This window comes from Parafrankia sp. Ea1.12 (genome assembly GCF_900465275.1).
Taxonomy (GTDB): Bacteria; Actinomycetota; Actinomycetes; order Frankiales; family Frankiaceae; genus Parafrankia; species Parafrankia soli.
In genome coordinates this window covers 1-24,644 of record NZ_UBIZ01000214.1, presented here as the reverse complement: position 1 = coordinate 24,644, position 24,644 = coordinate 1, and the positions used below count along the sequence as shown (strand labels likewise).

24 protein-coding genes and 5 pseudogenes are annotated in these 24,644 nt (G+C 70.7%); 11 read left to right on the top strand and 18 right to left on the bottom strand.

Annotation, left to right across the window (positions count from 1 at the left end):
• Positions 1-212 (top strand): TCP-1/cpn60 chaperonin family protein (locus FMEAI12_RS08250; protein WP_304598619.1); only part of this gene is annotated, 212 nt, incomplete at its 5' end.
• A 218-nt stretch (positions 213-430) separates the two neighbouring features.
• On the opposite strand, the gene FMEAI12_RS08245 is transcribed toward FMEAI12_RS08250, so the two are convergent.
• Positions 431-1,066: an HNH endonuclease family protein gene (locus tag FMEAI12_RS08245; protein ID WP_071065223.1), complete on the bottom strand. Its 636-nt coding sequence runs from the start codon at positions 1,064-1,066 to the stop codon at positions 431-433.
• 606 nt (positions 1,067-1,672) lie between these two features.
• On the opposite strand from FMEAI12_RS08245, the gene FMEAI12_RS08240 reads away from it, so the two are divergent.
• Positions 1,673-2,083 (top strand): EthD domain-containing protein, encoded by a 411-nt coding sequence (locus FMEAI12_RS08240; RefSeq protein ID WP_071065222.1) that lies wholly within the window; start codon positions 1,673-1,675, stop codon positions 2,081-2,083.
• 82 nt (positions 2,084-2,165) lie between these two features.
• The gene (locus tag FMEAI12_RS08235; RefSeq protein ID WP_112105560.1) at positions 2,166-3,209 is read left to right on the top strand and encodes a pyridoxamine 5'-phosphate oxidase family protein; all 1,044 of its coding nucleotides are present in this window, start codon (positions 2,166-2,168) and stop codon (positions 3,207-3,209) included.
• An 82-nt stretch (positions 3,210-3,291) separates the two neighbouring features.
• On the opposite strand, the gene FMEAI12_RS08230 is transcribed toward FMEAI12_RS08235, so the two are convergent.
• The 3 genes and pseudogenes from FMEAI12_RS08230 to tnpA form a co-directional block, all read right to left on the bottom strand.
• Complete coding sequence (locus tag FMEAI12_RS08230) at positions 3,292-3,786, bottom strand: DUF1772 domain-containing protein (RefSeq protein WP_112105564.1); 495 nt, start codon at positions 3,784-3,786, stop codon at positions 3,292-3,294.
• A gap of 323 nt (positions 3,787-4,109) precedes the next feature.
• A pseudogene (locus FMEAI12_RS39805) lies at positions 4,110-5,029 on the bottom strand (RNA-guided endonuclease InsQ/TnpB family protein).
• 50 nt (positions 5,030-5,079) lie between these two features.
• Positions 5,080-5,504: pseudogene (tnpA, locus tag FMEAI12_RS08220) on the bottom strand (IS200/IS605 family transposase).
• 92 nt (positions 5,505-5,596) lie between these two features.
• Here tnpA and FMEAI12_RS08215 point away from each other — a divergent pair.
• On the top strand, positions 5,597-6,592 hold the full coding sequence (locus FMEAI12_RS08215; RefSeq protein ID WP_112105559.1) for an AraC family transcriptional regulator: 996 nt from the start codon (positions 5,597-5,599) through the stop codon (positions 6,590-6,592).
• On the opposite strand, the gene FMEAI12_RS08210 is transcribed toward FMEAI12_RS08215, so the two are convergent.
• From FMEAI12_RS08210 to FMEAI12_RS08200, 3 genes are all read right to left on the bottom strand, one after another.
• Complete coding sequence (locus tag FMEAI12_RS08210; RefSeq protein ID WP_112105558.1) at positions 6,510-7,268, bottom strand: DUF2306 domain-containing protein; 759 nt, start codon at positions 7,266-7,268, stop codon at positions 6,510-6,512. The two genes, FMEAI12_RS08215 and FMEAI12_RS08210, sit on opposite strands and share 83 nt — an antisense overlap.
• 185 nt (positions 7,269-7,453) lie before the next feature.
• Entirely contained in the window at positions 7,454-8,131 is a 678-nt protein-coding gene (locus tag FMEAI12_RS08205; RefSeq protein ID WP_071065228.1) for a response regulator transcription factor, read from the bottom strand.
• A gap of 68 nt (positions 8,132-8,199) precedes the next feature.
• Positions 8,200-9,381 (bottom strand): sensor histidine kinase, encoded by a 1,182-nt coding sequence (locus tag FMEAI12_RS08200; protein ID WP_112105563.1) that lies wholly within the window; start codon positions 9,379-9,381, stop codon positions 8,200-8,202.
• 127 nt (positions 9,382-9,508) lie between these two features.
• Here FMEAI12_RS08200 and FMEAI12_RS08195 point away from each other — a divergent pair, with 127 nt between their 5' ends.
• Positions 9,509-10,441, top strand: coding sequence for a phospholipid scramblase-related protein (locus FMEAI12_RS08195; protein ID WP_112105557.1), 933 nt, complete (start codon positions 9,509-9,511; stop codon positions 10,439-10,441).
• An 80-nt stretch (positions 10,442-10,521) separates the two neighbouring features.
• On the opposite strand, the gene FMEAI12_RS08190 is transcribed toward FMEAI12_RS08195, so the two are convergent.
• The 4 genes from FMEAI12_RS08190 to FMEAI12_RS08175 all read right to left on the bottom strand — a co-directional run bounded on the left by FMEAI12_RS08190 (position 10,522) and on the right by FMEAI12_RS08175 (position 15,014).
• Positions 10,522-11,898, bottom strand: a complete 1,377-nt coding sequence (locus FMEAI12_RS08190; protein WP_112105556.1) for an NADP-dependent succinic semialdehyde dehydrogenase — start codon at positions 11,896-11,898, stop codon at positions 10,522-10,524.
• 295 nt (positions 11,899-12,193) lie between these two features.
• Complete coding sequence (locus FMEAI12_RS08185; RefSeq protein ID WP_112105555.1) at positions 12,194-13,009, bottom strand: SDR family NAD(P)-dependent oxidoreductase; 816 nt, start codon at positions 13,007-13,009, stop codon at positions 12,194-12,196.
• Positions 13,010-13,122: 113 nt separating this feature from the next.
• Positions 13,123-14,175: an alcohol dehydrogenase catalytic domain-containing protein gene (locus tag FMEAI12_RS08180; RefSeq protein WP_112105554.1), complete on the bottom strand. Its 1,053-nt coding sequence runs from the start codon at positions 14,173-14,175 to the stop codon at positions 13,123-13,125.
• The gene (locus tag FMEAI12_RS08175) at positions 14,172-15,014 is read right to left on the bottom strand and encodes a sugar phosphate isomerase/epimerase (RefSeq protein WP_112105562.1); all 843 of its coding nucleotides are present in this window, start codon (positions 15,012-15,014) and stop codon (positions 14,172-14,174) included. The genes FMEAI12_RS08180 and FMEAI12_RS08175 overlap by 4 nt, the downstream gene beginning before the upstream one ends.
• Before the next feature lie 116 nt (positions 15,015-15,130).
• Here FMEAI12_RS08175 and FMEAI12_RS08170 point away from each other — a divergent pair, with 116 nt between their 5' ends.
• On the top strand, positions 15,131-15,808 hold the full coding sequence (locus FMEAI12_RS08170; protein ID WP_235013814.1) for a TetR/AcrR family transcriptional regulator: 678 nt from the start codon (positions 15,131-15,133) through the stop codon (positions 15,806-15,808).
• Between the two features lie 464 nt (positions 15,809-16,272).
• Here the strand turns inward: FMEAI12_RS08170 and FMEAI12_RS08165 are convergent.
• The 3 genes and pseudogenes from FMEAI12_RS08165 to FMEAI12_RS08155 form a co-directional block, all read right to left on the bottom strand.
• A pseudogene (locus FMEAI12_RS08165) lies at positions 16,273-16,799 on the bottom strand (IS6 family transposase); the annotation flags it as partial.
• Between the two features lie 53 nt (positions 16,800-16,852).
• Positions 16,853-17,209 carry a GNAT family N-acetyltransferase gene (locus FMEAI12_RS08160; RefSeq protein ID WP_235013813.1) on the bottom strand — a complete coding sequence of 119 codons (357 nt, stop codon included), beginning with the start codon at positions 17,207-17,209 and terminating at the stop codon, positions 16,853-16,855.
• A 119-nt stretch (positions 17,210-17,328) separates the two neighbouring features.
• A pseudogene (locus FMEAI12_RS08155) lies at positions 17,329-17,487 on the bottom strand (IS6 family transposase); the annotation flags it as partial.
• A 323-nt stretch (positions 17,488-17,810) separates the two neighbouring features.
• Here FMEAI12_RS08155 and FMEAI12_RS08150 point away from each other — a divergent pair.
• Together FMEAI12_RS08150 and FMEAI12_RS08145 are read left to right on the top strand one after the other, a co-directional pair.
• Positions 17,811-19,076, top strand: coding sequence for an APC family permease (locus FMEAI12_RS08150; RefSeq protein WP_112105551.1), 1,266 nt, complete (start codon positions 17,811-17,813; stop codon positions 19,074-19,076).
• Positions 19,077-19,183: 107 nt separating this feature from the next.
• Positions 19,184-19,660 (top strand): DoxX family protein, encoded by a 477-nt coding sequence (locus tag FMEAI12_RS08145; RefSeq protein WP_071060992.1) that lies wholly within the window; start codon positions 19,184-19,186, stop codon positions 19,658-19,660.
• A 31-nt stretch (positions 19,661-19,691) separates the two neighbouring features.
• On the opposite strand, the gene FMEAI12_RS08140 is transcribed toward FMEAI12_RS08145, so the two are convergent.
• Positions 19,692-19,997, bottom strand: a complete 306-nt coding sequence (locus FMEAI12_RS08140; protein WP_112105550.1) for a PadR family transcriptional regulator — start codon at positions 19,995-19,997, stop codon at positions 19,692-19,694.
• A gap of 148 nt (positions 19,998-20,145) precedes the next feature.
• On the opposite strand from FMEAI12_RS08140, the gene FMEAI12_RS08135 reads away from it, so the two are divergent.
• Together FMEAI12_RS08135 and FMEAI12_RS08130 are read left to right on the top strand one after the other, a co-directional pair.
• Positions 20,146-20,871, top strand: coding sequence for a hypothetical protein (locus tag FMEAI12_RS08135; protein WP_112105549.1), 726 nt, complete (start codon positions 20,146-20,148; stop codon positions 20,869-20,871).
• 53 nt (positions 20,872-20,924) lie between these two features.
• Positions 20,925-21,797 (top strand): OmpA family protein, encoded by an 873-nt coding sequence (locus FMEAI12_RS08130; RefSeq protein ID WP_235013812.1) that lies wholly within the window; start codon positions 20,925-20,927, stop codon positions 21,795-21,797.
• Positions 21,798-22,022: 225 nt separating this feature from the next.
• On the opposite strand, the gene FMEAI12_RS08125 is transcribed toward FMEAI12_RS08130, so the two are convergent.
• Together FMEAI12_RS08125 and FMEAI12_RS08120 are read right to left on the bottom strand one after the other, a co-directional pair.
• Complete coding sequence (locus FMEAI12_RS08125; protein ID WP_235013811.1) at positions 22,023-22,532, bottom strand: GNAT family N-acetyltransferase; 510 nt, start codon at positions 22,530-22,532, stop codon at positions 22,023-22,025.
• A 170-nt stretch (positions 22,533-22,702) separates the two neighbouring features.
• Entirely contained in the window at positions 22,703-23,422 is a 720-nt protein-coding gene (locus tag FMEAI12_RS08120; RefSeq protein WP_071060104.1) for an IclR family transcriptional regulator, read from the bottom strand.
• 187 nt (positions 23,423-23,609) lie between these two features.
• Between FMEAI12_RS08120 and FMEAI12_RS08115 the strand changes: the two genes are divergently transcribed.
• The gene (locus FMEAI12_RS08115) at positions 23,610-24,263 is read left to right on the top strand and encodes a nitroreductase family protein (protein ID WP_112105547.1); all 654 of its coding nucleotides are present in this window, start codon (positions 23,610-23,612) and stop codon (positions 24,261-24,263) included.
• Positions 24,264-24,538: 275 nt separating this feature from the next.
• Here FMEAI12_RS08115 and FMEAI12_RS37050 read toward each other — a convergent pair.
• A pseudogene (locus FMEAI12_RS37050) lies at positions 24,539-24,644 on the bottom strand (IS5/IS1182 family transposase); the annotation flags it as partial.

Sequence of the window (24,644 nt, the reverse complement as noted above, 5' to 3'; positions counted from 1 at the left end):
TGAACGCCGCCACCGGCGAGTACGTCGACATGATCGCCGCCGGGATCATCGACCCGGTGAAGGTCACCCGCTCGGCGCTGCAGAACGCCGCGTCCATCACCGGCCTCTTCCTCACCATCGAGGTCGTCGTCGCGGACAAGCCGGAGCCCGCGGGCGCCGGCGGCGGTGCCGACGCGGCCGCCATGGGCGGCATGGGGGGCATGGGCTTCTGATCCACCCGGCGAGCCGGGCCACCCGGTGAGCTGAGCTGAACCACCGGTGGGTGGGCCCGCGGTGCAACCTGCGGACCCACCCACCGTCGTGTCACCGGCCAGGCCTTTCCAGCCGGGCTTTCCCAGCCCGGCTTCCCCGGCCGGACGCATCCGCCGGATCGCCTCCTGCTACCGGCCGCGGGCGGCCCGGTCGTGGCGGCGATGTCCCGTCAGAGCCGTCAGCAGGTACCCAGCATGGTGTTCAGGGCCGACTTCTCAGTGCTGTCCACGGTCAGGTTGTAGTAGTACTTCACCTGAACCCAGGCCCGCGCGTAGGTGCAGCGGAAGGACGACAGCGACGGCTGCCATTCCGCGGGGTCCTTGTCGCCCTTGGACTGGTTGACGTTGTCCGTGACGGCCCACAGCTCGGGCCCGCCGAGGTCGTTCGCGTAGGTCTGGCGCTGCGTGGTGGTCCACGCCCAGGCGCCGGAGGCCCAGGCCTCCGCCAGCGGGACCATGTGGTCGATGTCCACGTCGGCCGCGGCCGTCCACGTGGCACCGTCGTACGGGCTGTACCACGATCCGGAGGTCGCGGCGCAGCTGCTGTTCACGACCACACCGGTACCGTCGCGCTTGAGGACCTGTTCCCGGGTGTTACAGGCGCCACTCACGGTGATCCAGTGCGGGAAAAGGTCGCGGTCATAGGTCGACGCATGCGATTCCGCCGCTACCGTCAGCGAATTCAGCCTGGTCAGGGCCGTACTCGCCGAGGGAATGTTCGGGGGCGTTGCCCCGGCAGGCGCGGCCGCGAACAGCACACACGCGACAATCGCGGCCACGGCCACGGCGGCCACTTTCAGGAGGCGGGAGGCCACAGGGGTACTCCTGACCAGTTTCACCGTGGCCTGCCGGACCGCAGACTCAGTGAACGGCGAAACTCACCGGAGAATGGCAACAGCCCGCACCGGAAACAGGAGCAGATACACGAATCAACGGTGAACCTTCGGGGACGGCCACCGGCCCGCCAAAAAGATCTGTGTCATTCATTCGAAATTGCGGTGAACCTTGGACGCAACGCCGGACCGGTGGCCCGGTCACCCACGCGGCTCCGCGCGGAATCACGCCGGAGCGATGCCCGGCACGGTGGCCGCCGCCCGGTAGGGCCGGTCACCGATGGTCATGGACGAGCCACGTCGGCCGGGCCGTCGGGCCGCGGAGAGCGGGGCCGGCGCCCCGGCACGACCGGCCACCGGAGCCGCCTGTGCGAGGTGACACGTCCCGCCGGCCCGCGGTGATTCCGGGGCGCACGACCGTGAGGCATCCGCCCGAGCTCGCGGGCGCCCGCGCGAATGCCTACCGCGTCACCCGCCGATTTGCTATGTTGCTGGCCGGAAACTGGGGAACGCAGAAGCTCAACCGACTGTCGGCCGTAGGCACAGCCGAGCTGGGCCCGGCCGAATTTTTGAGAGGGGCCGTGCCGCGTGTTCAAGCAGGTCTGCTTCTTCAAGAAGCGCCCGGACATGACAACGGAAGAGTTCCTGGACTACTACGAGAATCAGCACACACAGCTGGCGAAGAAGATCGGGAAGCCGGCCATACCGAACGCGGTCCGGTACGTGCGACGTTACCTGACTCCCGTCGAGAACCCGGTGACCGGAGAAATCCACGACAGCGGTTACGACTGCATCATGGAGATCTGGTGGAACAGCCGCGAGGACTTCGAGAACTCGCAGCGTCTCATCAGGGACCCCGAGCGGCTGCCACACACGCTGGAGGACGAGAAGAAGCTGTTCGCCACGCACGCCAACCCGATCTGCATCGTGGAGGAACACGATTCGCCGATGGGTCCCGACGGGGAGACCTACGACTGGGTTCCGGTCGTCCGCGGGTGAGCGCCCCCGAGGAACGGCAGGGACCTCCCGGCGGCTTTGACCATCAGGTCCGGTCCGGACCCGACAGGAAGCGGTTAGCCAGATGAGTGACCTTCATGATCTTCCGGCCCGGGTCTTCAGCCTCATAGAGTCGGGGGTGGTGGCCGAGTTCTCGACGGTGTCCGCGGCCGGCATTCCGATCGACACGCCCACCTACTATTTTCCGGCCGACGACATGTCGACGATCGACCTGGCAACGGGCCTGCCCAATCCGGCCAAGGCCGAGCGGGTGCGGCGCACCTCGAAGGTCGGGCTCCTGATCGAGGGCCGCCCCGAGGAACCGGTCGTGGTCATTCGCGCCCACGGTGCGGTGCGCGACAGCGACATCCAGGCCAACGCCATCCGCTATCTCGCCGAGACCGGCTACGAGGGGATCAGCCACGGCATCACGTGGGAGGAGGCGCGCAAGGCCGTCACCTACTGGTCTCGGATCATCATCGAGAACAAGCCCGAACGGGTGTACTGGTGGGACAGCCACGCGGCCCTCGACGACCCACCGCAGGTGTGGTCCGCGGCGCCCGACACGGTCTACCCGACATCCGACCCCTCGCCCGCCCGCAGGATGAAGCGGTCGGCCTGGCCGGTCCGTCCCTGGCAGGACGTGGCCAGGGAGGCCGTGGAGGGCGGCACTCCGGCGCATCTGTCGGTGCTCGACGAGGACGGCTTTCCGCTTCCGATGCGGGCGACCTCCTTCGAGCTGACAGCCGAGGGCTTCCGGCTGGCGGTGCCCACGGGCACCCCCTGGCGGCTGCGGGGCAGGGCGTCGCTCACCTTCGCGGGTTTCCGTACCTTCGTCGGCGACGCCGGAGCGGACGGCGGCGACCGCGTCCTGTTCCGCGTCGAGCGCTCGCTCCCCCAGCACCCGGCGACACTCGACACGAAGCAGGTTCTCCAGCCGAGCGAGGACACCCTCGCCAAGGCGAGGGCACGGCTCGAGTACGAGGCTGAGCGGCGCGGCCAGTCCCTCCCGGTCATCCCGGCGGACCCCCCGCCACGGACCCGCATCGCGTTGATCCGCCGGGCGCGCATCGCCAGCGACGCACCGATCACCGGCATCACCGAGGAGCACGGGAACCGGAGGACCTGACCCACCCGCCGCGCCCGCGGGCGGTACGCCGGGCCGCGGGCCGGCTCTCGTCCTTGGCAGCGGCCGGCCCGGTGGGCCGGTCTCACCTCGCCTGCTCGACGACGCGGGCGGCGACGGTGAGCGTCGCCGCCGCCGCGATCGAGGTGATCGTCCGGACGTGGTTCCAGACGGTCCAGCCGGGCAGGTACTCCGCCCACCGCCGCGCCGCGTCGACGCCGTCCGGCGACACCCCGGCCAGCGCGTCGTTGCGCGGAACGTGGTAAAAGATCGTCACCACGATCGCGACGAGGTACAGCACGCTGCCGACGAGGCGCAGTGCGGCGCCCGGCCGGTCGAGGTCCAGCGCCGCCGAGACGCCGAGGACGGCGCAGGTCAGCGCCGTGCCCAGCAGGGCCGTCATGAACCAGCCGGTGGGCGCCCACCTGTTGATGCCCTGCATCGCCTGCAGGCCCTGGGCGGGCGGCAACCCGTCGAGCGCCCGCATCACGAACACGGAGAAGGCGAAGAAGACGCCGCCCACGATGCCCGAGCCGACCGCCGAGACGACAGTGAGCGGGGCCAGCACCCGCTCCGTCATCGGGTCACCCGGCCACGGTCCGCCGCGCCGCGCGCCGGGCACGCCCCGCTGATCACGGTCGTCGTCACGGGTGTCGCCGGGTGGGTCGCCGGGTGGGTCGTCAGGTGTGTCGTCATGTGATCAGTCAAGCCCGCCCGGCCGAGACGGCCCATCGCCCAGAATCTCGGATCCATACGCGGACGTCCACCGCGACCCGTCCACGGCCCGTCCACGGCCCGGATCCCGCGCACGACCGCCCGGATCGTCCGACCCGGCCACCCGCGACCATCTGATCACTATCATTCCGGCCCGTGACTCCTCCGACGGTTGGAGCCGTCGGCTTCTCAGGCCGCTTCCGCGCCCTGACGGGCCAGCCCGACCCGAAGAATGTTGATCGCCGCGTTCACGTCGGCGTGCGCGGCATGCGCGCAGGCGACGCAGGTGAACGCGGCCTGTGTCCTGCGGTTGTCGGCGTGGCAGTGCCCGCAGACCACACACGTGCGGGAGGTGTTGGCAGGGTTGACCTCGACGACCACCCGTCCGGCACTTTCAGTCTTGGCACGCAGCACAGCGAGGAACACCCCCCACCCCGCGTCGAGAACACTCCTGTTCAACCCGGGCTTCGCCGCCTGCCCGTTCGCCAGGAACACCCCGGGCCGGTCCGGATCGGGTCTCGGTGGGGCCCGGCGGGTCATGTTCACGATCCGCAGCGCTTCCACACCCCCATATCCACCCCCACCACCACCCCGGTGGCCGGCAGCGGCCGCGCGGGCACGTCGTCGCAGGAGAGGACCACATACCAGCGGCGGCCTTCCCGCTTCACCGAGACCGTCCTGACCGTGCCCGCCACCGGCCGATGCTGGTGCACCTTGACGTGACCCACACCCTGAAGCCGGACCCGGGTCCGGGTCCGGGTCCGGGTGGGATGCTCAGGCTGGGAGTTCCACCGGCAACCGTCCCCGTCCCTCGGCCACTCGACCGTGTCGAACCGGCCCGCGCCTCTGAACCGCGGGTAGCCAGGGGTCTCGCCTGCTTTGACGCGGCGGAAGAAGCCGGCGAACGCCCTGTCGAGGCGACGCAGGGTGGACTGCTGGGAGGAGAACGACCAGCGGCCCTGATCCGGGTCGCAGGCGCGGATCTCCCTGAGCTGGGCGGACTGGTCGCCGTAGCGAACCGTCACCTTCGACGGATGCCGGTAGGCGTCGCGTCGTTCCTGCAACGCGGCGTTGTAGAGCGCCCGATGATCATCGAGCATCGCCGTCAGCGCGGCGGCCTACCGCGCCGTCGGGCGGAGCAGGAACTTGAACGCCCGCCTCACCGGGCCCGCTCCACACGCCACGGCCACTCGTACCGGGTGTCAACGTACCGGCGGACAGTCTCGGGCGAAACCGCGCCGACGGTGGCGGCGACGTACAACCGCGACCACACAGCGCCGGCAACCAGAACCGCAGATACCCGAACCCCTCACGCAGCACCCGGGACGTCAACCCCGCGAGCTGGTCGGCGACACACGACGGGAAGTGCCTCAGGTGAACCTTCACGAACAGATCCACAGGGTCCGGCGTGACCTCCCACGCAACGACCATCCACTCATACCCGGCGCACTTCTCCCGGACCAGCTCGCCACAACGGTCACCGACAGGACCAGCGAGCACAGGGCAGCGGAACTTCGAGCACCACACCCTGCGATACCCACGGCCGTAGACACCACCCGCACCCACCACCCCCCGCCGAACCATGATCCGGACATACCGGCGACGCACACCAACGGTCACGGTCCGTACCCGATTCCCCTCACGACTGAAGACGCCAGCCCCCTCGGGAAATCTTGATGGACGTCCTGGCCGGAATGCTGGACGGGCCGCGGGCGCGGGGGGCGTTCGCGATCCGCTCGGTCATGTCCCCGCCCTGGTCGATGCTCATCAGGGACCAGGCGCCGCTGACCGTCGTCGCGGTCGTGCACGGCGAGGTTTGGGTGCTCCCCCGGGACACCCCCGCGGTGCGGCTGCGCGCGGGCGACGTGGCCGTCGCCCGCGGGCCCGACCCGTACGTCGTCGCCGACGACCCGGCTACCCCGCCGCGGATCGTGATCCATCCCGGGCAGGTCTGCACCACGCTGTCGGGTGCGAGCCTCGCCGCGCAGATGGATCTCGGCGTGCGCACCTGGGGCAACCAGCGCGACGGCGCGACGGCCCCGCCGACGACGATGCTCATCGGCACGTACCAGCAGCACAGCGAGGTCAGCCGTCGGCTGCTCGACGCGCTGCCCGCGCTGGCCGTCATCCGCGCGGACGACTGGGACTGCCCGCTGGTACCCATGCTGGCCCAGGAGATCGGCCGGGACGACCCGGGCCAGGCCGCCGTCCTAGACCGGCTTCTGGACCTGCTGCTCGTCACCGCGCTGCGGGCCTGGTTCGCCCGCCCCGACACCGACGCGCCGCCCTGGTGGCGGGCCAACGGCGACCCCGTCGTCGGCCACGCGCTGCGGCTGCTGCACAACCATCCCGAGCGCCCCTGGACGATCGCCACCCTCGCCGCGGCCACGGGCGTCTCCCGCGCCTCGTTCGCGCGCCGGTTCGCCAGCCTGGTCGGCGAGCCGCCCATCGCGTTCCTGACCGGCTGGCGTCTCACCCTGGCCGCCGACCTGCTCCAGGAGCCGGCGGCCACGGTCGGCGCGGTGGCCCGCCAGGTCGGCTACGGCAGCCCGTTCGCCCTCAGCACGGCGTTCCGCCGCCGGTACGGCGTCAGTCCGCAGCAGTACCGCGCCCACGGCGACCGGGCGGACCAGCCGCCGTCCGACGACCGCCCGGCGGACGCGCCCGGATGATCCGTTCGGCGACGACGACGTTGATGAGCCAGCCGGCGGCCATGAGCACCGCCCGGCTGGCCTCGCCCGGTTTCCCGACGGCGATCTCGTAGGGCAGGTGGGTGAACAGCTGGGTCCCCGCCCCCAGCGCGAGGGCGTAGGCCCGGATCATCCAGGCCCGGTGCCGGGCGACGTCACCCCGCCGCACGGCGACGACGCCCAGGATGACGGCACTTCCCATCACCGTGCCGACGATGATCCGCAGGCCGGCGAGAACCACGCCGTCGGCCGGCGGCAGGTCGTAGAAGAGCGTCATCCACACGCCGGTGAACGCCACGGCGAGCCCGCAGGGGATCAGGAGCCGCCCGGTGGCGCGGTGCCAGCGAGGTGCGCGCCGACGCAGGCCCGGCGAGAACTGGAAGGCACCCAGCACGCTGTACAGGCTGGCCCCGATGATGTGCACCACCACGGGCACGGACTGGGCGACGAAGCGCGCGTTCTCCGCCGTGGCCCGCGCGCCGCCGGCCAGCTCACCCACCCGCAGCGCGCCGGCCGCGACCGGCACGGCGCTGAGCAGGAGCAGCCCGGCAGGCACCAGCCACGAGGCCCGCCCCGACGAGACAACGGAGGAGACTGCGGCGGACGACCCGGCGACCGCGCGCCGGCCAGGCAGGCCCGCGGCTCCGGGTGAGCCCACAGCACCGGGCGAACCCACGAGGCCGGAAGGAGACCTGAGCGCGGTCCCGTTCTCATCGGTCACGAGACGATCATGGGGCCGACGGGGTGGTGCTCTCATCAGCGTGGAGGCCGGAGCCACCCTGGCCGATCGGGCGAGCTCCGGGTCCTACTTCCGGCCGACGGACGCCGGCCGGACAGATGCCGTTACCACCCGCCCGCGCCGCCCGCCCCCGACCGGCGGACGTCGACCCGTCCGGTCTGGTAGGCCCAGAGGGCGATCTCGACGCGGTTGCGGGCGCCGAGCTTCGCCATGAGGCTGGCGATGTGGGTTTTGACCGTGCTGAGGCTGATGTGTAGATCGGCGGCGATCTCGCTGTTCGTCCGGCCGCCCGCCACGGTGGCGAGCACCTGTTCCTCGCGGTCGGTCAGCGCCTCGACCGGCTGCACCGGCACCGGTGCGGGCCCGCTCCCGGCGAAGGTGGCGAGCAGCCGGGCGGTGACGTTCGGCGCGATGAGGGCGTCGCCGCGGGCGGCGGCGTGCACGGCCTGCGCCAGCAGATCGGGGCCGGCGTCCTTGAGCAGGAAGCCGCGGGCCCCGGCCCGCAACGCGGCGTAGACGTACTCGTCGAGGTCGAAGGTGGTGATGACGACGACGGCGAGCGGATCAGCCACCCCCGGCCCGGCAAGGGCGAGCGTGGCCTGGATGCCGTCCATCACGGGCATCCGGATGTCGATCAGGCAGACGTCGGGCCGCAGCCGGCGGGCGAGCTCGACGGCCCGGCGGCCGTCCGCCGCCACGCCGACGACCACGATGCCCGGCTGGGCGTCGAGGATCATCCGCAGGCCGGTGCGGACGATCTCCTGGTCGTCGGCGACGACCACCCGGATGTCCGGATCGGGGTTCCCACCGGCGTGCGGGTCGGCGCTCCCACCCGCGTCGCGGCCAGCGTTCACGTCGCCCACCCGGCCCGGGGCAGGGTGGCGGTCACCGTCCAGCCCCGGTCGGGGGCGGGGCCGGCCTCGCAGGTGCCGCCGAGCAGGCGCGCACGCTCGATCATCCCGGTGAGCCCGTAGCCCGGCGACGGCGGCGGGTGCAGGGCGGCGGTGTCGCCGTCGTCGCGCACGGACAGCCGCACGCACGCGTCATCGGCGGACACCACGACCTCGACGTGGTTCGCGTGCCGCGCGTGCCGGCGGGCGTTGGTGATCGACTCCTGCGCGAGCCGGTAGATCGCGGACCCGACCGACGGCGGGAGATTTCCCACCTCGCCGACGATCCGCACCCGCACCGCCGGGCCGGAGCGGGCCTGGCCGGCGAGCCGTTCGAGATCGGCGACGGTCGGGTTCGGCGCCAGTTCCGCCGGCTCGTCACGGCGCAGTACCCGGACCATGGCCCGCATCTCGGCCAGGGTGCGCGACGCCTCGAGCTCGATCACCCGCAGTGCCTCGGCGGCGGCGGCTGGGCTCGACGGCGCGGTGGCGATGCCCGCCTGGGCCCGGATCGCGATCGCCGAGACGTGGTGGGCGACGGTGTCGTGGAGATCCCGGGCCAGCCGCTCCCGTTCGAGCAGCTTGGCCTGCTCCAGCTCGCGCAGCCGGGCCCCGGCCCGGTACCGGAACGCCCCGCCCAGCGCGAACGAGGCGAGCAGCACGGCCGCGCCGCCGACGGCGTCGGCGGCACCGGTGGCGGCGGAGATCATGCAGACGGCGGCGGCGGCGAGCACGACCGCCGCGCCGGTCACGGCCTCCCGGCCCGATCCCCACCGCAGCAGCGAGTACGGCAACAGCAGCATGAAGATCATGCTGTTCAGCTGGGGGACGCCGCCGCCGGTGAGCACCGAGGCCACAGCCGAGGCACCGAAGGCGATCGTGACCGCCGCCAGCGGCCTCGCCCGGCGCCACAGCAGGGTCGGGACGAGGGCGAGTGCCAGCAACACCGACCAGGTCCGCCACGGAAGGTCCGCCCGCAGCAACCCCTCGGTGAGCGCGGCGACCGCGAGCGCGGCGGCCAGCGGCCAGTCCCGCCGGCCCGGTGTCGACGGGCGCGCCGGACGCGGCTCCTCCCACAGCGGACGGACGAGATCGCGCACCCCGCCACGGTAACCAACCCGGGCATCACGCCGGGCCGTCATCGCCGCGTGGCCGGCCGGACGGCCGGATGCCACCGCCGTCACCGGCTATCGCCCAACCGACGTCCCGGGACGGCCCGGGCCCTCTCCCGGCCGCACCCGGAGGACCGACGAGTGGCAAAGTGGGTACATGTCACAGAGCGTGTCGCCAGGCTGGTACGACGACCCGTCAGGACAGCCCGGCGCTCGATGGTGGGACGGCAACACGTGGACCGACCACACCCAGCCGGCACCGCCCTCGCAGCCCGCCCCGGCGCACCATGGCCCGGCGCATCACGGCCAGCCGCAGTACGGCCAACAGCAGTACGGCCAGCCCGGCCAGCAGGTCCCGCCTCAGAGCGGGCCGGGGCCGGGCGGCTGGGGCGGCCCGCAGGGCTACCAGCCGCCGCCCGTGCAGACCCGCCACACCCCTGACCGGGTCCAGCGGCAGGTCCGCGAGCAGGCCGGGGTGCACGTGCCGGCGCAGGGCGGCGGTTCGCTGTTCAGCGAGCCGGTGCTGGTCGTCAACCAGAAGACGAAGCTGATCGAGTTGACGAACGAGTACGCCGTCTTCGACCAGAACGGGAACCAGATCGGCTCGGTCGTCGAGGTCGGCCAGAACGCGTTGAAGAAGGCCGTGCGCTTCGTGTCGTCGGTCGACCAGTTCCTCACCCACCGGCTTGAGGTGCGTGACGCCGCCGGTGTGCCGCAGCTGGTGCTGACCAGGCCGGCGAAGCTGTTCAAGTCGAAGGTGGTCGTGACGCTGCCCGACGGCCGGGAGGTCGGCAGCATCATCCAGCAGAACGTGTTCGGCAAGATCCGGTTCGGGCTGGAGGCCGGCGGCACGAACGTCGGAATGATCAAGGCCGAGAACTGGCGGGCGTGGAACTTCTCGATCGTCGACCAGAACGACACCGAGGTCGCCCGGGTGACCAAGACCTGGGAGGGCCTGGCCCGGACGATGTTCACCACGGCCGACAACTACGTGGTGCAGCTGCACCGGCCGCTGCCGCAGCCGATGCTGAGCCTCGTGGTGGCCTCGGCGCTGACCATCGACACCGCGCTGAAGCAGGACTCGAACTGAAGCAGAATGTGAAGGGCCTGGGTTGAGCCGGTGGCGCGGGCACCGGCTACCGGTGCCCGCGCTGGCGCTGCTCCGCTCGCTCAGCCGGCCCAGACGGTCTTGAGGTTGCAGAACTCCCTGATGCCGACCGCGCTCAGCTCACGGCCGTAGCCGGAGCGGCGGACGCCACCGAACGGCAGCTCCGGATGGGAGCTGACCATGCCGTTGAGGAAGACCGCGCCGGCGACCAGGTCGGAGATGAACCGCTCCTGCTCGGCCGGGTCGGTCGTCCACGCGTTGGAGCCGAGCCCGAACGACGTCACGTTCGCCAGCTCGATCGCCGCGTCGATGTCCGGCACCCGGTAGAGGGTGGCCAGCGGGCCGAACGCCTCCTCGAGGTGCAGGCGCATCGCCGGGGTGACGTCGCCGACGACGGTCGGTGGGAAGAAGTATCCCGGCCCGGACGGCGCCGTCCCGCCGCACAGGATGCTGGCGCCCTCCTTCACCGCGTCCGTGAGGAGCTCCTCGATGTCGAGCCGGCCGCCCTCGGTCGCCAGCGGGCCGATGTCGGTGCTCGGGTCCATCGGGTCACCGACCCTCAGCGCCGCCATCCCGGCGACGAACAGCTCGGCGAACTGCTCGTAGACGTCCTCGTGGACGATGAAGCGCTTCGCGGCGATGCAGGACTGCCCGTTGTTCTGGCAGCGGGCGGTGACCGCCACCTCGGCGGCGCGCGCGACGTCGGCGGAGGGCATGACGACGAACGGGTCGCTGCCGCCGAGCTCGAGGACGGTCTTCTTGATCTCCTGCCCGCACACGGACGCGACGGCCTGGCCGGCCGGTTCACTGCCCGTGACGGTCGCCGCGGCGACGCGGGGGTCGCGCAGCACCGCCTCGACCTGCCCGGCGCCGATCAGCAGGGTCTGGAAGGCGCCTTCGGGGAACCCGGCCCGGCGGAACAGGTCCTCCAGGTAGAGCGCGCACTGCGGGACGTTCGAAGCGTGCTTGAGCAGCCCGACGTTGCCCGCCATCAGCGCCGGCGCCGCGAACCGGACGACCTGCCAGAGCGGGAAGTTCCACGGCATCACCGCGAGGACGACGCCGAGCGGCTGGTACCGGCCGAACGCCCGGCTCGCGCCGACCGAGCCCGGGTCGGCCAGCGTCTCGTCGGCGAGGAACGCCGCCGCGTGCTCGGCGTAGAACCGCATGCCCTTCGCGCACTTCGCCGCCTCGGCCTCGGCCGAGCGCAGCGTCTTGCCCATCTCGGTCGTCATCGTCACGGCGATCTCGTGCCGTTCCGCGTCGAGAATGTCGGCGGCCCGCCGCAGCAGCGCGGCCCGCTCGGCGAAGGTCGTCCGGCGGTAGACGTCGGCCGTCGCGCTGGCCAGGGCCAGCCGCTGTTCGATCTCGTCACCGTTGAGCGCGTCGAACGTCCTGACCACTGCGCCCGTCGCCGGATTGACCGACTGGATCGCCATGTCGCTCCCTCTGCTGGATCTGCCCGCTGGGTCTGCCCGCCTGGCTGCCCAGACGCGGGCCACGGCCGCCGTGGGGAGTGGGCACTCCCCGTCGTCGGCGCGGGCCCGTTCCGACTCCGCCGTCGGCGCGGCACTCACCGATCGACGCGATAATCCCCGATCTCGCCGCGCCGTGCCGGCGCCTGGCACGGTTTGCCCACCAATTTGCCGATCAACCGGTCGACCGGGCTTCGCCGTTCCGCCCCGGCACCCGCCGCCACGAGCTGGACTTTAACAGAGTGAGCGATTACTTGTGTCAGGCGATCTGGGTGCCGCCGTCCACCGACAACACCTGCCCGGTGACGAACGCGGCGGCGTCCGAGGCCAGGTAGACGGCGGCGGCACCGATCTCGGCGGGCAGGGCGGTCTGACGCTCCAGCACCGTGCGCCGGCCGATGGAGTGCAGCTCCGGGCCCCGGGTGGCGGCCAGCCGGGCGAACACCCCGTCCGGATGCCAGCGGCTGCCCGAGCTGACGTCCCGGCTCATGTCCTCGGGGAGGGTCCCGTAGGGCGCGATCGCGTTGACGGTGATGCCCTGCCGGCCGACCTCCTTGGCCAGCACCTTGGTGAAGCTGTGCACCGCGCCCTTCATCGCCGAGTAGACGGCGAGCAGCGGGTCGCCGACGATCCCCGACGTCGAGCCGATGTTGATGATCCGCCCGCTCCCCCGCTCGATCATCCCGGGAAGCACCGCATGGGTGCAGTTCAGGGTGCTCATGATGTTGAGCGAGATGTCCCGCTCCCACGTCGCCGGGTCCGAGTCTGCGAACGCGTCGAGGTCGACATTGCCGCCGACGTTGTTCACCAGCACGTCGACGCCACCCAGCCGCTCCCGCACGGCAGCCACCATGGCGACCACCTGTGCGCGGTCGGTGACGTCGGCGGCCTGCCACAGCACGTTCCCCGCCCCGGCGGCCAGCAGCTGCTCGCACACCCGACGGCCCTGCTCCTCATCCCGGCCGACGATGACGACGTTCGCCCGCTCGGCCGCGAAGGCGAGGGCGATACCCCGTCCGATGTTGGCGTTCCCGCCCGTGACCACCGCCGTGCGGCCGTCCAGCCCGGTCTCCATGCTGTGCCCTTCCGTGTCCGGTGCGGGTACCCGCCGTCGCGCCGTTCCGCGGTGGCCGGCTCTCCCGAGATGGCAGGCGTTCCCAAGATGGCGAGCGAAGCCCGGCCCGCCGGTCAGCCGGCAGGCAGGTCGACGAGGACCTTCATCCGCCGGCCGTCGCGAAGATCTTGTAGAGCGTCGTGCAGGTCGGACAGGCCGACGTGGTCGACCCACCCCGCCGTCGGGTACGCGCCGCCCGCGATCAGATCGATCACCCGGGTGAACACCCCGGGGCCGTAGCCCAGCGACCCGGTCAGCTCGATCTCCCCCCGGGCCAGCACCCATGGCGCGAACTCGACCGGCCGCTCGGCGACCGCGATCCCGACGTAGCGCCCCCGGGCCCGCAGCACGGCCGGGGCCAGCCCGAACGTCCCGGGCGCCCCGGCGGCGTCCAGCACCACGTCGACGCCGCGACCGCCGGTGCGGCGCCGGACCTCGTCGGCGACGCCGGTCGTGTTCGGGTCGAGGACGTCGGCGACACCGAGCCGCTCCGCCGCGGCACGCCGCGCCGGCGCCGGCTCGACGAGCAGGATGTCCGTCACCCCGAGGGCGCGCAGCCCGAACACCACGCCCATCCCGATCGGCCCGGCACCGAACACGAGGGCGGATCCGCCCGCCTCGGCACCGGAGCGCAGCACGCCGTTGAACGCGACCGCCATCGGCTCCACCAGCGCGCCCTCGGCCAGCGACATCGACGCGGGAAGGCGGTGCACCATCGCCCGCGGGACGGTCGTGAACTGGGCCAGCCCGCCGCCGTTCGAGCAGATCCCGTGCGTCATGACCTGCCGGCACAGTTCGGGGAGACTGGCCTGGCAGCGGTCGCAGTCACCGCAGGAGTAGAGCGGCTCCACGCTGACCCGCTCGCCGACGGCGACGTCGGTGACGCCCGCCCCGACGGCCGCGACCACCCCGGCGAACTCGTGGCCCACGATCTGGGGCAGCACGCCGCCGGTGAGCGGATGCGGCACCGTCGTACAGGCCCGCGGCCCGGAGAAGATCTCCGTGAGGTCGGTGCCGCACAGCCCGTTGTGGGCCACAGCGATCTTCACCTCGCCCGCCGCCGCCTCGGGCTCGTCGACCTCCTCGACGCGCAGGTCACCGGGGCCGTGCAACCTCGCCGCGATCATGACGCCCGGACCTGGTCGATCAGTTCGCGCACCCGGGCGGCGCCGAGGCCGGCGGCCTCCGCGGCGGGCATCCCCTCGGTGGCCGGGGAGAGAACCTCGGGCCCGACCCAGCCGAGCGCGCCGATACCGTCCAGCACGCGGAACAGCCGGACAAGGTCGAAACCGCCGTCGCCGGGAAGCCGCCGGTTGAAGGTGTCCCGGGCGATGTCGTCCGGTGCCTCGGCGGGCCCGTCAGACACCTGCACCGCGAAGACCCGGTCGCCCGGGAGCGCCTCGAGCGCCGCGAAGTCGGGGTTCCCCCGGAAGAAGTGCCACGTGTCGAACACCAGGCCGCCGTTGGCCCGATCCGCCGCCGCGACGACGGCCATCGCGGCCGGCAGGTCCCTGATCGCCATCATGGCCATGAACTCGAGCTGGATCAGGGTGTCGAACTCCGCCGCGCGGTCACACAGCTGCCCGAACGCGGTGGCGATCTCCTCGACCGGGAGGTCACCGGTCGGGCGGGCGAACGCCGTCAGCGCCGCGGGCCGCAGGGCCGCGCACATGTCCAGCACCTCGTCCGCGGTGAAGGCGATGGAGCGCGAAGCCGTCATCGGCTCGCCGCCATACCAGTTCATGAACCCGTCGAGCACGATGCCGAGGCCCTGGTCGCGCAGCCGCCGCCCCAGCTCGGCGGGCGCGGTGCCGGCCTCCTGGGCCAGCGCCACGTCCAGCGGGCTGATCGAGATGCGGCCGAACCCGCCGGCGACCGCGGCCTCCACCCGCTCCGCAAGGGGGCGCTGCAGGCCCACCGTGCCGGACCACATCACCCAGCCGATGCTCTCCGCTGAACCGGTCATCCGCGGCACCTGCCCCTCAGTCACCCGGCACACTACGCCGGAAACGACACTCAATGCCACCGTCGATATCCTGGGGCAGGTGTGGCGCGGCGTATAGTACGACTGTGGCGGGTGAGGTGTCAGCAGGGCTCGACCTCCGCGAGCGCACCCGGCGCGCCGTGCGGACCGAGCTGATGTCCGTCGCGATGGACCTCTTCGTTCGCAACGGCTACGAGGCCACGACGATCGACGAGATCGTGGCCGCCGCCGGAATGTCGCGCCGCAGCTTCTTCCGCTACTTCGGGTCGAAGGAAGACGTCGTCCTGGGGCACCTCGACGCCCTCGGCGCGTCCCTGGCCGAGGCCCTGGACCAGCGCCCCGCGAACGAGGACGCCTGGACCGCGCTGCGCCGGGCCTTCGACACCCTGATCGCCCACCAGACCAGCGACCCGCAGGGCGCCCTCTCAATGCGGCAGATGCTCGACGGCAGTCCCGGGTTGCAGGCCCGCAACCTGGAAAGACAATGCCGATGGCACGACCGGCTCGCGCCCCAGATCGCCGCACGCCTCAGCTACCCGGGAACCGGACCCGCGGATGACAGTCCCGCGGGAGCTGGCGCCGTAGTCGACAGCCACCCAGGTGACAGCCACCCGGGGGCCGGCCCCGCCACCGGCGCTCGCACAGCCGCGGTCATCGGCGCCGCGCTGGCCTGCATGGAGGCGGCAAACCGCGCCTGGATGGCCACCGACGGCCGCACCCCGCTGGCCACCATCCTCGACGACGTCATGCGCACCGTCCACCCCGCCGCCTTCTAACCCGTCACACTCGGCCCAGGCCGGGTTCGGCGCAGGCCGGCCGATATCCAGCAGATCCGGACACCCGGGGCAGGTTCCCTGTCTGATGGATTTCGCCGCAGCGCTAATCGCGTAACGGAGCGCCGCACTACATCCCCGCAACCACGCACGCGCCCGTGCAGCGCGCAGAACCGAGCAACCGGCTTTTAACCAACTCGAATAACGGCCACGATAGTTTTTGGTACTGATCAATTCCATCCCGACCTGCATGGTTGGAAAATCCAACCATGCACGACATGATTGTGGAAATTTCCACGTGCTCAACGTGTGCCCGTCGGGTCGGGGGCCGCCCCACGACCTTGAACGGGCGCCGACTGATTCCTGGCGGATCTTCGACGGGACTGTAGTCCTGCGAGCAGATGAGGTATGGCTGCGCTGACGCATTCGGAGGATCCGACGCACGCCAGAGGCCCGGCCGCCCACGGTCAGACGGCGCGGGCGACCTCGGCGAACGTGGCAGCAAGCCGAAGCTGTGGGTCGATGTCGATGGCAAGTTCGTAATGGCCGCGGCGGATATTCTGGATCAGGGCGTGGCGGCCACTGATCGTCTGGACCGAGCGGAGCCGTTTCGGCCCGCGCATCGGCCGCAGCCGGACTTTGAGCCATCCATGATCGGCCTCGATCCGGTTGTTCTCCCGCGCGGCGTCGACATGACAGGCCTCGGGGAGCAGCTCGGCGAGAAGCCTCAGATAGACAGGTGCCTTGTCGGTGGTGACCACGACCGGCCGGCGGCCATGCGCCAGCGCCCGGACGAAGAACCGGCGAGCGGCAGCCTGGTCGCGGCGAGTGCCGGCAAGGACGTCGATGACCTGACCGTGCTGGTCGACGGCACGGTACAGGTAGGTCCACCGGCCGGCGACCTTCGCATAGGTCTCGTCCACGAACCATCTGCTCCCGGGACGGTGCCGGCAGGCCGGGCGGTGTCCACGAGCAGCGGCGTGAAGCGCTGCACGCGACAGTCGCGCGAACTACGTTATTCGTCCCGGCCTTGTCGATCTTCTGGGCTCAGTCCCTGCGGTCAGTGCTGGTGTGGAGGTCCCGGAGCCACCGGGTTCGGCCTTCCTGTTTCCGGTAGCCGGTTTTCTCGTAGGTCGCGTGGGCATCGAGGTTGTCGTCTTCCACCATCGCGTCGGCCAGGACGGCTCCGAGAGCGACGAAACGCTCGTGGGCTGCCGCCAGCAGCGCACGCGCCACACCGGTCCGGCAGTGGTCGGGGGCGACCGCGAGCCGATAGATATGGCCGCGCCACCCGTCCCATCCGGCCACCACCGTGCCGACCATGACTTCGTCCAGTTCGGCGACGAGCACGGCCTCGGGGTCATGCGCCAGCAGCCGGCCGACCCCGATCGGGTCGTCGCTCACGCTCGTGCCATCGGCGGCATGCCGCCAGAACGCCAGCAGTTCGTCTACGTCGCCGGGACGGCCAGACCGGATAACCATGCCACGATCATCGTCTCTCGTCCGGCGGCCGCAGCAGGGCGGCGCTGCACCCACCGATAGACGGTGACGTGATCGACCTCGAGGCCGCGTTCAGCGAGCAGTTCCTCGACATCCCGGTATGACAGGGCGTACCGCAGGTAGCACCGCACCGCCAGAACGATCACCTCCGGCGGGAACCGGAACCCGGCGAACTCCGACACCGGAGCCGATGGACGGGCACGACGTCGGCGCATCCTCTGATCATGACTGATCGGCGGCTACGCGAAGGCAGACATCACAGGGGCGTCAGCGCCCTCAGAAGTGCCTCGCAGAACACTGGAGTTGCGAGAGGTTTTCTGCGAGCGACCATCGGGGCAAAACGGACACAACCCGGGGGTCTCGCAGCACTCTCGCAACTGATCATTTATGAGAATCGTCATCTGTGCGCCTCTGGCCTGGGATGCGGTCGGGCGGCACACTCGGTCACGTATCGTCTTCCGATATCGGATTCCGTAAGGAGTGCACCCATGCCGAGGAGTGAGCCGTGAGCACGGCATCGACCGCCGCTGGCGTCCCGGACGAGTTGCGGCGTCGCCTCGGGGTGCCCGACGCCGTGGTGATCGGTCTGGGGTCGATGATCGGTGCGGGGATCTTCGTTGCGCTCGCTCCGGCGGCGCACGCGGCTGGCTCCGGGCTGCTGCTCGGGCTGACTCTGGCCGCCGTGGTCGCGTACTGCAACGCGACGTCCTCCGCCCGGCTGGCCGCTCGGTATCCGGCCTCGGGCGGGACCTATGTCTACGGGCGTGAGCGGCTTGGTGTCTTCTGGGGCTATCTCGCGGGGTGGGGGTTCGTGGTCGGTAAGACCGCTTCCTGCGCCGCGATGGCCCTGACGGTCGGGTCGTACGTGTGGCCCGGTCAGGCGCACGCGGTCGCGGTGGCCGCCGTGGTCGCGCTGACCGCCGTGAACTACGCCGGGGTGCAGAAATCCGCCTGGCTCACCCGGGCGATCGTGGCCGTGGTCCTGGTGGTTCTCGCCGGCGTGGTCCTCGCCGTCCTCACCTGCGGTGAGGCGGATGCCGCGCGGCTGAGTATCGGCGGGGACGCCTCCTTCGGCGGGGTGCTGCAGGCGGCGGGTCTGTTGTTCTTCGCCTTCGCCGGATACGCGCGCATCGCCACTCTCGGTGAGGAGGTCCGCGACCCGGGTCGGACCATTCCCCGGGCCATCCCGCTCGCGCTCGCCATCACCCTGGTCGTCTACGTGCTCGTCGCCATCGCCGTTCTCGCGGTGCTGGGGCCGTCGCAGCTGGCCGATGCCACCGCACCGCTGTCGGACGCCGTCCAGGCCGCGGGCGCGGGCTGGCTCGCGCCGGTGGTGCGCGTCGGCGCGGCGGTGGCCGCGCTCGGCTCGCTGCTGGCGCTCATCCTCGGCGTCTCGCGCACGACCCTGGCGATGGCCCGGGACCGGCATCTGCCCCACGCCCTGGCGGCGGTCCACCCCAGGTTCGGGGTGCCGCACCGGGCCGAGCTCGCCGTCAGCGCCGTGGTGGCGGTCCTCGCGGCGACGGCGGACGTGCGTGGGGCGATCGGGTTCTCCTCCTTCGGTGTGCTGGCCTACTACGCCATCGCCAACGTCTCCGCCTGGACCCTGACCCCCGGCGAGGGCCGCCCGCACCGCCTGATCCCTGTCCTCGGGCTGGCGGGCTGCCTCACGCTGGCTTTCGCCCTGCCTCCGGCCTCTGTGATCGCCGGGGTCGCGGTGTTGGCCGTGGGCGCCGCCGCCTACGGGATACGCCGCATGGTGGCCCCGTAACCCTTGCACGACACGGCTGCGGGCCGGGCGCACAACCACCGGTGCCCCGCTGGCTCACGGGACGGTATCGGTATCCGATACGTTGCGATGGCAGAGGGGCACCTCGTATGACACAACTCGGCACCTGGCAGGCCCGGCTGACCTCGACCACCGCGCCCGCCGCGGTGATCCTCATCCGCTTCTACGTCGGCGCGGTCTTCCTCTTCGAGGGCATTCAGAAGTTCCTCTACCCCGACGAGCTCGGCGCCGGCCGGTTCGACAAGGCCGCCATCCCCGCCCCCGGCTTCTTCGCACCCCTGGACGGGGGCTTCGAGATCGCCTGCGGTGCGCTGATCCTGGCCGGGCTGCTCACCCGACTCGCCACCCTGCCGATGATCGTGAACATGCTCGGTGCGCTACTCATCACCAAGCTGCCCATCCTGTGGGGCGACGCCCCGCTCTTCGACGGCGCATCCGGCTGGTGGGACTTCGTCCACGAATCCCGCACCGACCTCGCCCAGCTGTGCGGCAGCCTCTTCCTGCTCATCGTCGGCGCCGGCGCCTACTCCCTCGACGCCCACCTGCACCCCACCGCCACGGCTTAGCCGCACGCCCCGCAGACTCCCAACGCGGTTCCTACAGGGTGTCGTCGCCGAGGACTTCGCGGGCCAGCTCCGCCAGAGCCTTGCGGTCCTCCGCGAGAGCCCGCCTCCCGACCTCGGTCGCCCGGTAGACCCGCCGGGCCCGGCCATCCACGACACGCTGGTCAGAGGTCAGCAGCCCGTCCGCTTCCAGCCGATGCAGCGTCGGATACAGCGTGCCGGGGCTGATCTGGTAGCCGTGGCGGGCCAGCTCCTCGGTCATCCATGCGCCGTGGATCTCCCCCTCGGCCGCGTGGTGCAGGATGTGCAGCCGCACCGCACCCCGCTGAAACTCCCGCACCCCTGACCCACCTCCGACAGCGACGAAACCGATATCGGCATCCGACCCTACGCCCGAGGTGGGCCCAGCCAGACGTTGTCAGTAGCGACCATCCGCCACCCGCAGGGCGCGTGAGTGAACTGTCACACCCAGTCATTACGGTCGCACCGTGAACAACCTCGCCACACTGGCCGCGTCCGTGACTGAATTCGCGGCGCGCAACACCATGACCCTGGTGCCCGCGGTGCCTGAACGCGACCTCGGCCCGGAGGTGAACATCTCGCCGGGCGCCTTGGACCTGCCCGGCTTCCTCGCTCTCGCCGCGATGCTCGGTGGCGCAGTGCTGTACCTCAAGGCCGTTGCCTTCGACCCCGACAACGATGAGGACGAGGTAGCGGACCCGCCTACGCATCTGATCAAAAACAAGGGCGAGACCGGCCGGGTCAGCGTCGCGTTCGCCGCGAACGGTCTGATCCGCTTCTGGGAGCAGTCCGCGCCCTGGTACCTCGAATGGCAGGAACTGACGGGCCGCCCCTCGGCGCGGTTTCCCGCGCAGCGTGACGCCGACGAGGACACCGAGCGACTCAGCGACGAGGAGCGGGCACGCCTCTCCGCCGAGCGGGTGGACACGCTGCTGGCCGACCCGGGGTTCCGGGCGGCGAAGCAGGGCGGAGCCAGGCAGCGGTACGCCAAGTTCACCATCCCCAAAGACACCGACAAGTGGGTCGGCTGGGAGGCGACCCGTGATGCAGCCGACCGGGCCGAGGAACTGGCTCAGGCACAATACGCCCAGATCATCCCGCGTCTCGATGAGCTGCCTCGCCGACCATCGGTCGCCGGCAACACCCCGATGGGTTGCAACGGCCGGCCCGAAGACATCGCCGATTCGTTCTGACTCCGGCCACGCCGCCCCCGGCTGCCTTCCTGCCTGTCGGCTAGCAGGCAGTTGTGCCGTTTCCGCAGGTCAACACCGCTAACATGCGGCAACGCCGAAAGCAAAATGGGGGATCGATGCGACACAAGAATGCGGCTCGGTTACTGCTCGTGCTCATGGCTGGTGCGATCGCTGCTGGATGCGGCAGCTCTGATTCCGAGTCGGGCACGGCTGCGGACTCGCCCCCGGCGGTGACGCGCACGCCTACGGACGACGCTACCGACCCGTCAGCTGACACCTCCCCGGACCAATCGTCCGCGACGTCGTTGCCACCCGGGGCCGAACCCGGCTTGGACGACATCAATGACGACGGCGAGCCCGACCCGACCTGCGGCACCCAGGATTTCGGCGCCGGACTCGTGATCCGCATCCCGTGCGACATCGGCGGCTACGCCCACGAGCCGGAAGAGGGAACCCGGCTGATCGAGGGCTCGCTCTACCGACTGCCGGGGCCTGACAACATCGACCTCACCGGAATCTCCGGGGAAAACCTTTCCGCGAGGCACGCCGACGGCACCGCACTGTTCATTCTGGTCTTCAACAGCGACAACCTGTTCGCGACCGGCAGCGACGTCATCGGCAGCACGGACACGCTCGACGCCACCATCCGCCTGATCAACTCGCAGTTCTCGGCCGGCGAGATCCAGGTCCGCGGCCACACGGATGCGACCGGCGCCGTCAGAGGCAACCAGACCCTGTCGGAAAACCGCGCCCGGGTCGTTCAGCAGTACCTGCTCGACCACGCTGTATCTGCCACGGCGGTCACTGCGGTCGGACTCGGCAGCACCCAGCCACTAACAGAAGAGGCCAACCCGGACGGTTCACCCGACCCCGAAGGTCAGCGTTTCAACCGGCGCGTCGAGATAGTCGTCCGGCTCCCCGGATAGCCGGTCGAACGACTTGTCGGCACGGGCGGTACTGTCCGGGTGTAGGCGTCAGATACAGATGAGCAACCGACCGCGTATGTGAGCAGCCCATGAGCAGCGGTCAGGTTCATCCGAGCAGTCGCCACCGTCGGTGATGTTCAGTAACATGCCCTCGGTGTCTACGAGCCGCGGGCCGCCCTCGGCGAACAGGGCCTCCGCATCGACCCGGCCCGGCGCCGAGGGCGTTCAGCCGGGCTTTTCCATGTCGATGAACTCCACGGCCCCGTAACCGTCGAAAGTCTCGGTATGCCGGCCGGTCTCGGTGAAGCCGATGCGCCGGTACAGGCGGATGGCGCGTTCGTTGAAGGCCGCGACATCGAGCGCCACGCGGCGCCGGCCGTAGATGGGGCGGGCGAACTCCAGGCCAGCCAGCACGAACTGCTCGCCGAGCCCACGCCCGGTGAGATCCGGTCGCAGGCCGAACCCATAGAACAGCGCGTCGCCGCACGGCTCGAAGAAGTAGAAGCCGATGAGGGCGCCGTCGTCGTCGCGCACGGCGAAGAAGAGCTCGGGGTTCTTCACGGGTAGGCCGTCGCTGTCGTAGAAGTCGTAGGGCGGGTCGTAACGCCAGGCGTCGCGTTCGCGGAACATGGCGTCGTCCGCCGGTTCGATCCTCACCGCTCCCGCCCGTCCCGAACGCCGGTCCCACCCATCAGCGCGATTCTCCCACGGCGCGCGGTGGTTGGCCGCCTCCATGGAATGCTGGCCCTACCTCGTCCGCTGAGCGCGACGTCCAACCCGTCCTCGACCTCCTTCACCGGACACGAACTGCGGTCACGTTCAGTAGCCGACAGTGGGGCTCCGCACCCGTCAGTCCTGGCAATAACTGCTCAACTGGCTCCCGGCGGGAAGGCGGGAGTACGGGTCTAGCCGGAGATGGATGGGGTGAGGTGGGCGGTGAGCGCGGCGGCGGTCGCGGCGAGCAACGGCATGGCTCGCCGCGCGGCCGGGACGGATGGCGCGGTCACCGAGAGCGCCGCCGCTGGACCGCCGTCGCTTGTCGGACCCACCGGTGCGGCGATCTCAACCTCCCCCAGACGCCTTTCTTCCTTGGCGATCGCAAGCGAGCCACCGCGAATGTCAGCGAACTGGCGGTGGAGTAGCCCCGGCGCGGTGACGGTGTATGGCGTGACCCGCACCAGGTCGCTCAGGACCTGCTGTCGTAGGGCGTCAGGACCGTGGGCCAGAAAGAGCTTGCCCGCGGCCGTCGCGTGCAGGGGCAGATGTGACCCCCTCGACACGGCTGCGCCCAGCTCGTCGACGACGAGCAGCCGATTGCCGTCGAGGGAGGTGAGCGCCACGGCGCGGCCCGTCGCCGTCCGCAGTCCACGCAGGTAGGGCTGTGCGGCGTCGGTGAGCCGACGCTGGCACGGAACCTGACCGCCCAGCACCCACAGCCGGGTCCCCAGCCGGTACGACCCGTCCGCCTGACGTTCCAACCCTCCCCACGCCACGAGCTCCCGCACCAGCCGCAACGCCGTGGGCAACGGCAGACTGCTGCGCGCCGCGATTGTGGTCAGCCGCAGGCTGGCCGACCCGTCGGCAAACACGTCCAGGACGGACAACGCCCTGCCTACCGCCGACATACCGCCGCCTTCCGGATGCCGCGCCGTCCTAGCCGTCGGGTGACCGCGTGAAATCTATGATCACCGCGCCGCGTCCGGCCGTCACCGCGTCGCTTTCACCTGATGAAACCGGACGCTACCGCCCTGGCGCCGCTGCCCGGCAACCTGTGAGTTCCCCGATCCACATGAGGCCATGAGAGGCACGCGCATGCTGCTGGACCTGTCGCCCGATGAGTTGTTGTCCACCACCCGGGCGGTACGCCACCGGTTGGACCTGTCCCGGCCGGTGCCGTGGGAGCTCATCCAGGAATGCGTCGAGCTCGCCGTGCAGGCGCCAACCGGTCGTAACCGGCAGCGATGGCATTTCGTCGTGGTCACCGACCGGGAGCGACGCTACGCGCTCGCGGACGTCTTCCGGAAGGCGGTCACCGCAGCCGACCCGCACGCCAGCCCGCTGACGCAGCGCGACGCCGAGCGGATGAACGCCTACCCGTCGTCGCTGTCCAAGATGCGCAGCGGCTTCCAGCACCTGTACGACAACATCCACCGCGTGCCCGCGCTCGTGGTCCCCTGCGTCGAAGGACGAACCGACGACGCTTCCGTCCTCGCGCAGTCGATGACCTGGGGCTCGATCCTGCCAGCCGTGTGGAGTTTCATGCTCGCCGCCCGTGCGCGGGGGTTGGGAACGGTGTGGACGACCGCACAGGCGCCCCTCGAACGCGAGATGGCCACGCTGCTGGGCGTCCCGTTCAACCGGGTGATGCTGGCCGCGTTCATTCCACTCGCCTACACCGTCGGTACCGAATTCCGACCGGCTCCCCGAGTTCCCCTGGGCCAGGTGCTGCACCGCAACCACTGGTAACAAGTGGGACGGAAGCGCCGGCGAGTGTCAACAGGCGGGGCGGCAACCCTGGTCGCCATCGCGTTCAAACTGGTTCCCGACCAGCAGAATGGCCAACTTCCGGACGCAACAGAGCCGCCGGATCAAGCTGGCTATCCGGGGTCCTCGAAAGAGGAGGCGAAGTTTCTTCGGGAATGTTTAAAAAATGCGCAGGAAATGCCCTCCAAGAGTGGGCCGTCAGGGACTCGAACCCTGAACTAACCGGTTAAAAGCCGGTAGAGGGTGTCTGAAAAGAGTCAGTGTGGCGCGCCGGTGAGGCGGTGTATCAGGATCATGCTCATCGCCAGGTAGATAACGTTTTCGGACGTGGCGGTCAGGTATTCGTAGTCTTTGGACAGGCGG

Coding starts and splice junctions, on each gene's coding strand:
- FMEAI12_RS08235 (WP_112105560.1), top strand. CDS start 2,166: ATGAGTGACCTTCATGATCTTCCGGCCCGGGTCTTCAGCCTCATAGAG.
- FMEAI12_RS08230 (WP_112105564.1), bottom strand. CDS start 3,786: ATGACGGAGCGGGTGCTGGCCCCGCTCACTGTCGTCTCGGCGGTCGGC.
- FMEAI12_RS08215 (WP_112105559.1), top strand. CDS start 5,597: ATGGACGTCCTGGCCGGAATGCTGGACGGGCCGCGGGCGCGGGGGGCG.
- FMEAI12_RS08200 (WP_112105563.1), bottom strand. CDS start 9,381: ATGACGGCCCGGCGTGATGCCCGGGTTGGTTACCGTGGCGGGGTGCGC.
- FMEAI12_RS08195 (WP_112105557.1), top strand. CDS start 9,509: ATGTCACAGAGCGTGTCGCCAGGCTGGTACGACGACCCGTCAGGACAG.
- FMEAI12_RS08190 (WP_112105556.1), bottom strand. CDS start 11,898: ATGGCGATCCAGTCGGTCAATCCGGCGACGGGCGCAGTGGTCAGGACG.
- FMEAI12_RS08185 (WP_112105555.1), bottom strand. CDS start 13,009: ATGGAGACCGGGCTGGACGGCCGCACGGCGGTGGTCACGGGCGGGAAC.
- FMEAI12_RS08180 (WP_112105554.1), bottom strand. CDS start 14,175: ATGATCGCGGCGAGGTTGCACGGCCCCGGTGACCTGCGCGTCGAGGAG.
- FMEAI12_RS08175 (WP_112105562.1), bottom strand. CDS start 15,014: ATGACCGGTTCAGCGGAGAGCATCGGCTGGGTGATGTGGTCCGGCACG.
- FMEAI12_RS08145 (WP_071060992.1), top strand. CDS start 19,184: ATGACACAACTCGGCACCTGGCAGGCCCGGCTGACCTCGACCACCGCG.
- FMEAI12_RS08125 (WP_235013811.1), bottom strand. CDS start 22,532: ATGGAGGCGGCCAACCACCGCGCGCCGTGGGAGAATCGCGCTGATGGG.
- FMEAI12_RS08120 (WP_071060104.1), bottom strand. CDS start 23,422: ATGTCGGCGGTAGGCAGGGCGTTGTCCGTCCTGGACGTGTTTGCCGAC.
- FMEAI12_RS08115 (WP_112105547.1), top strand. CDS start 23,610: ATGCTGCTGGACCTGTCGCCCGATGAGTTGTTGTCCACCACCCGGGCG.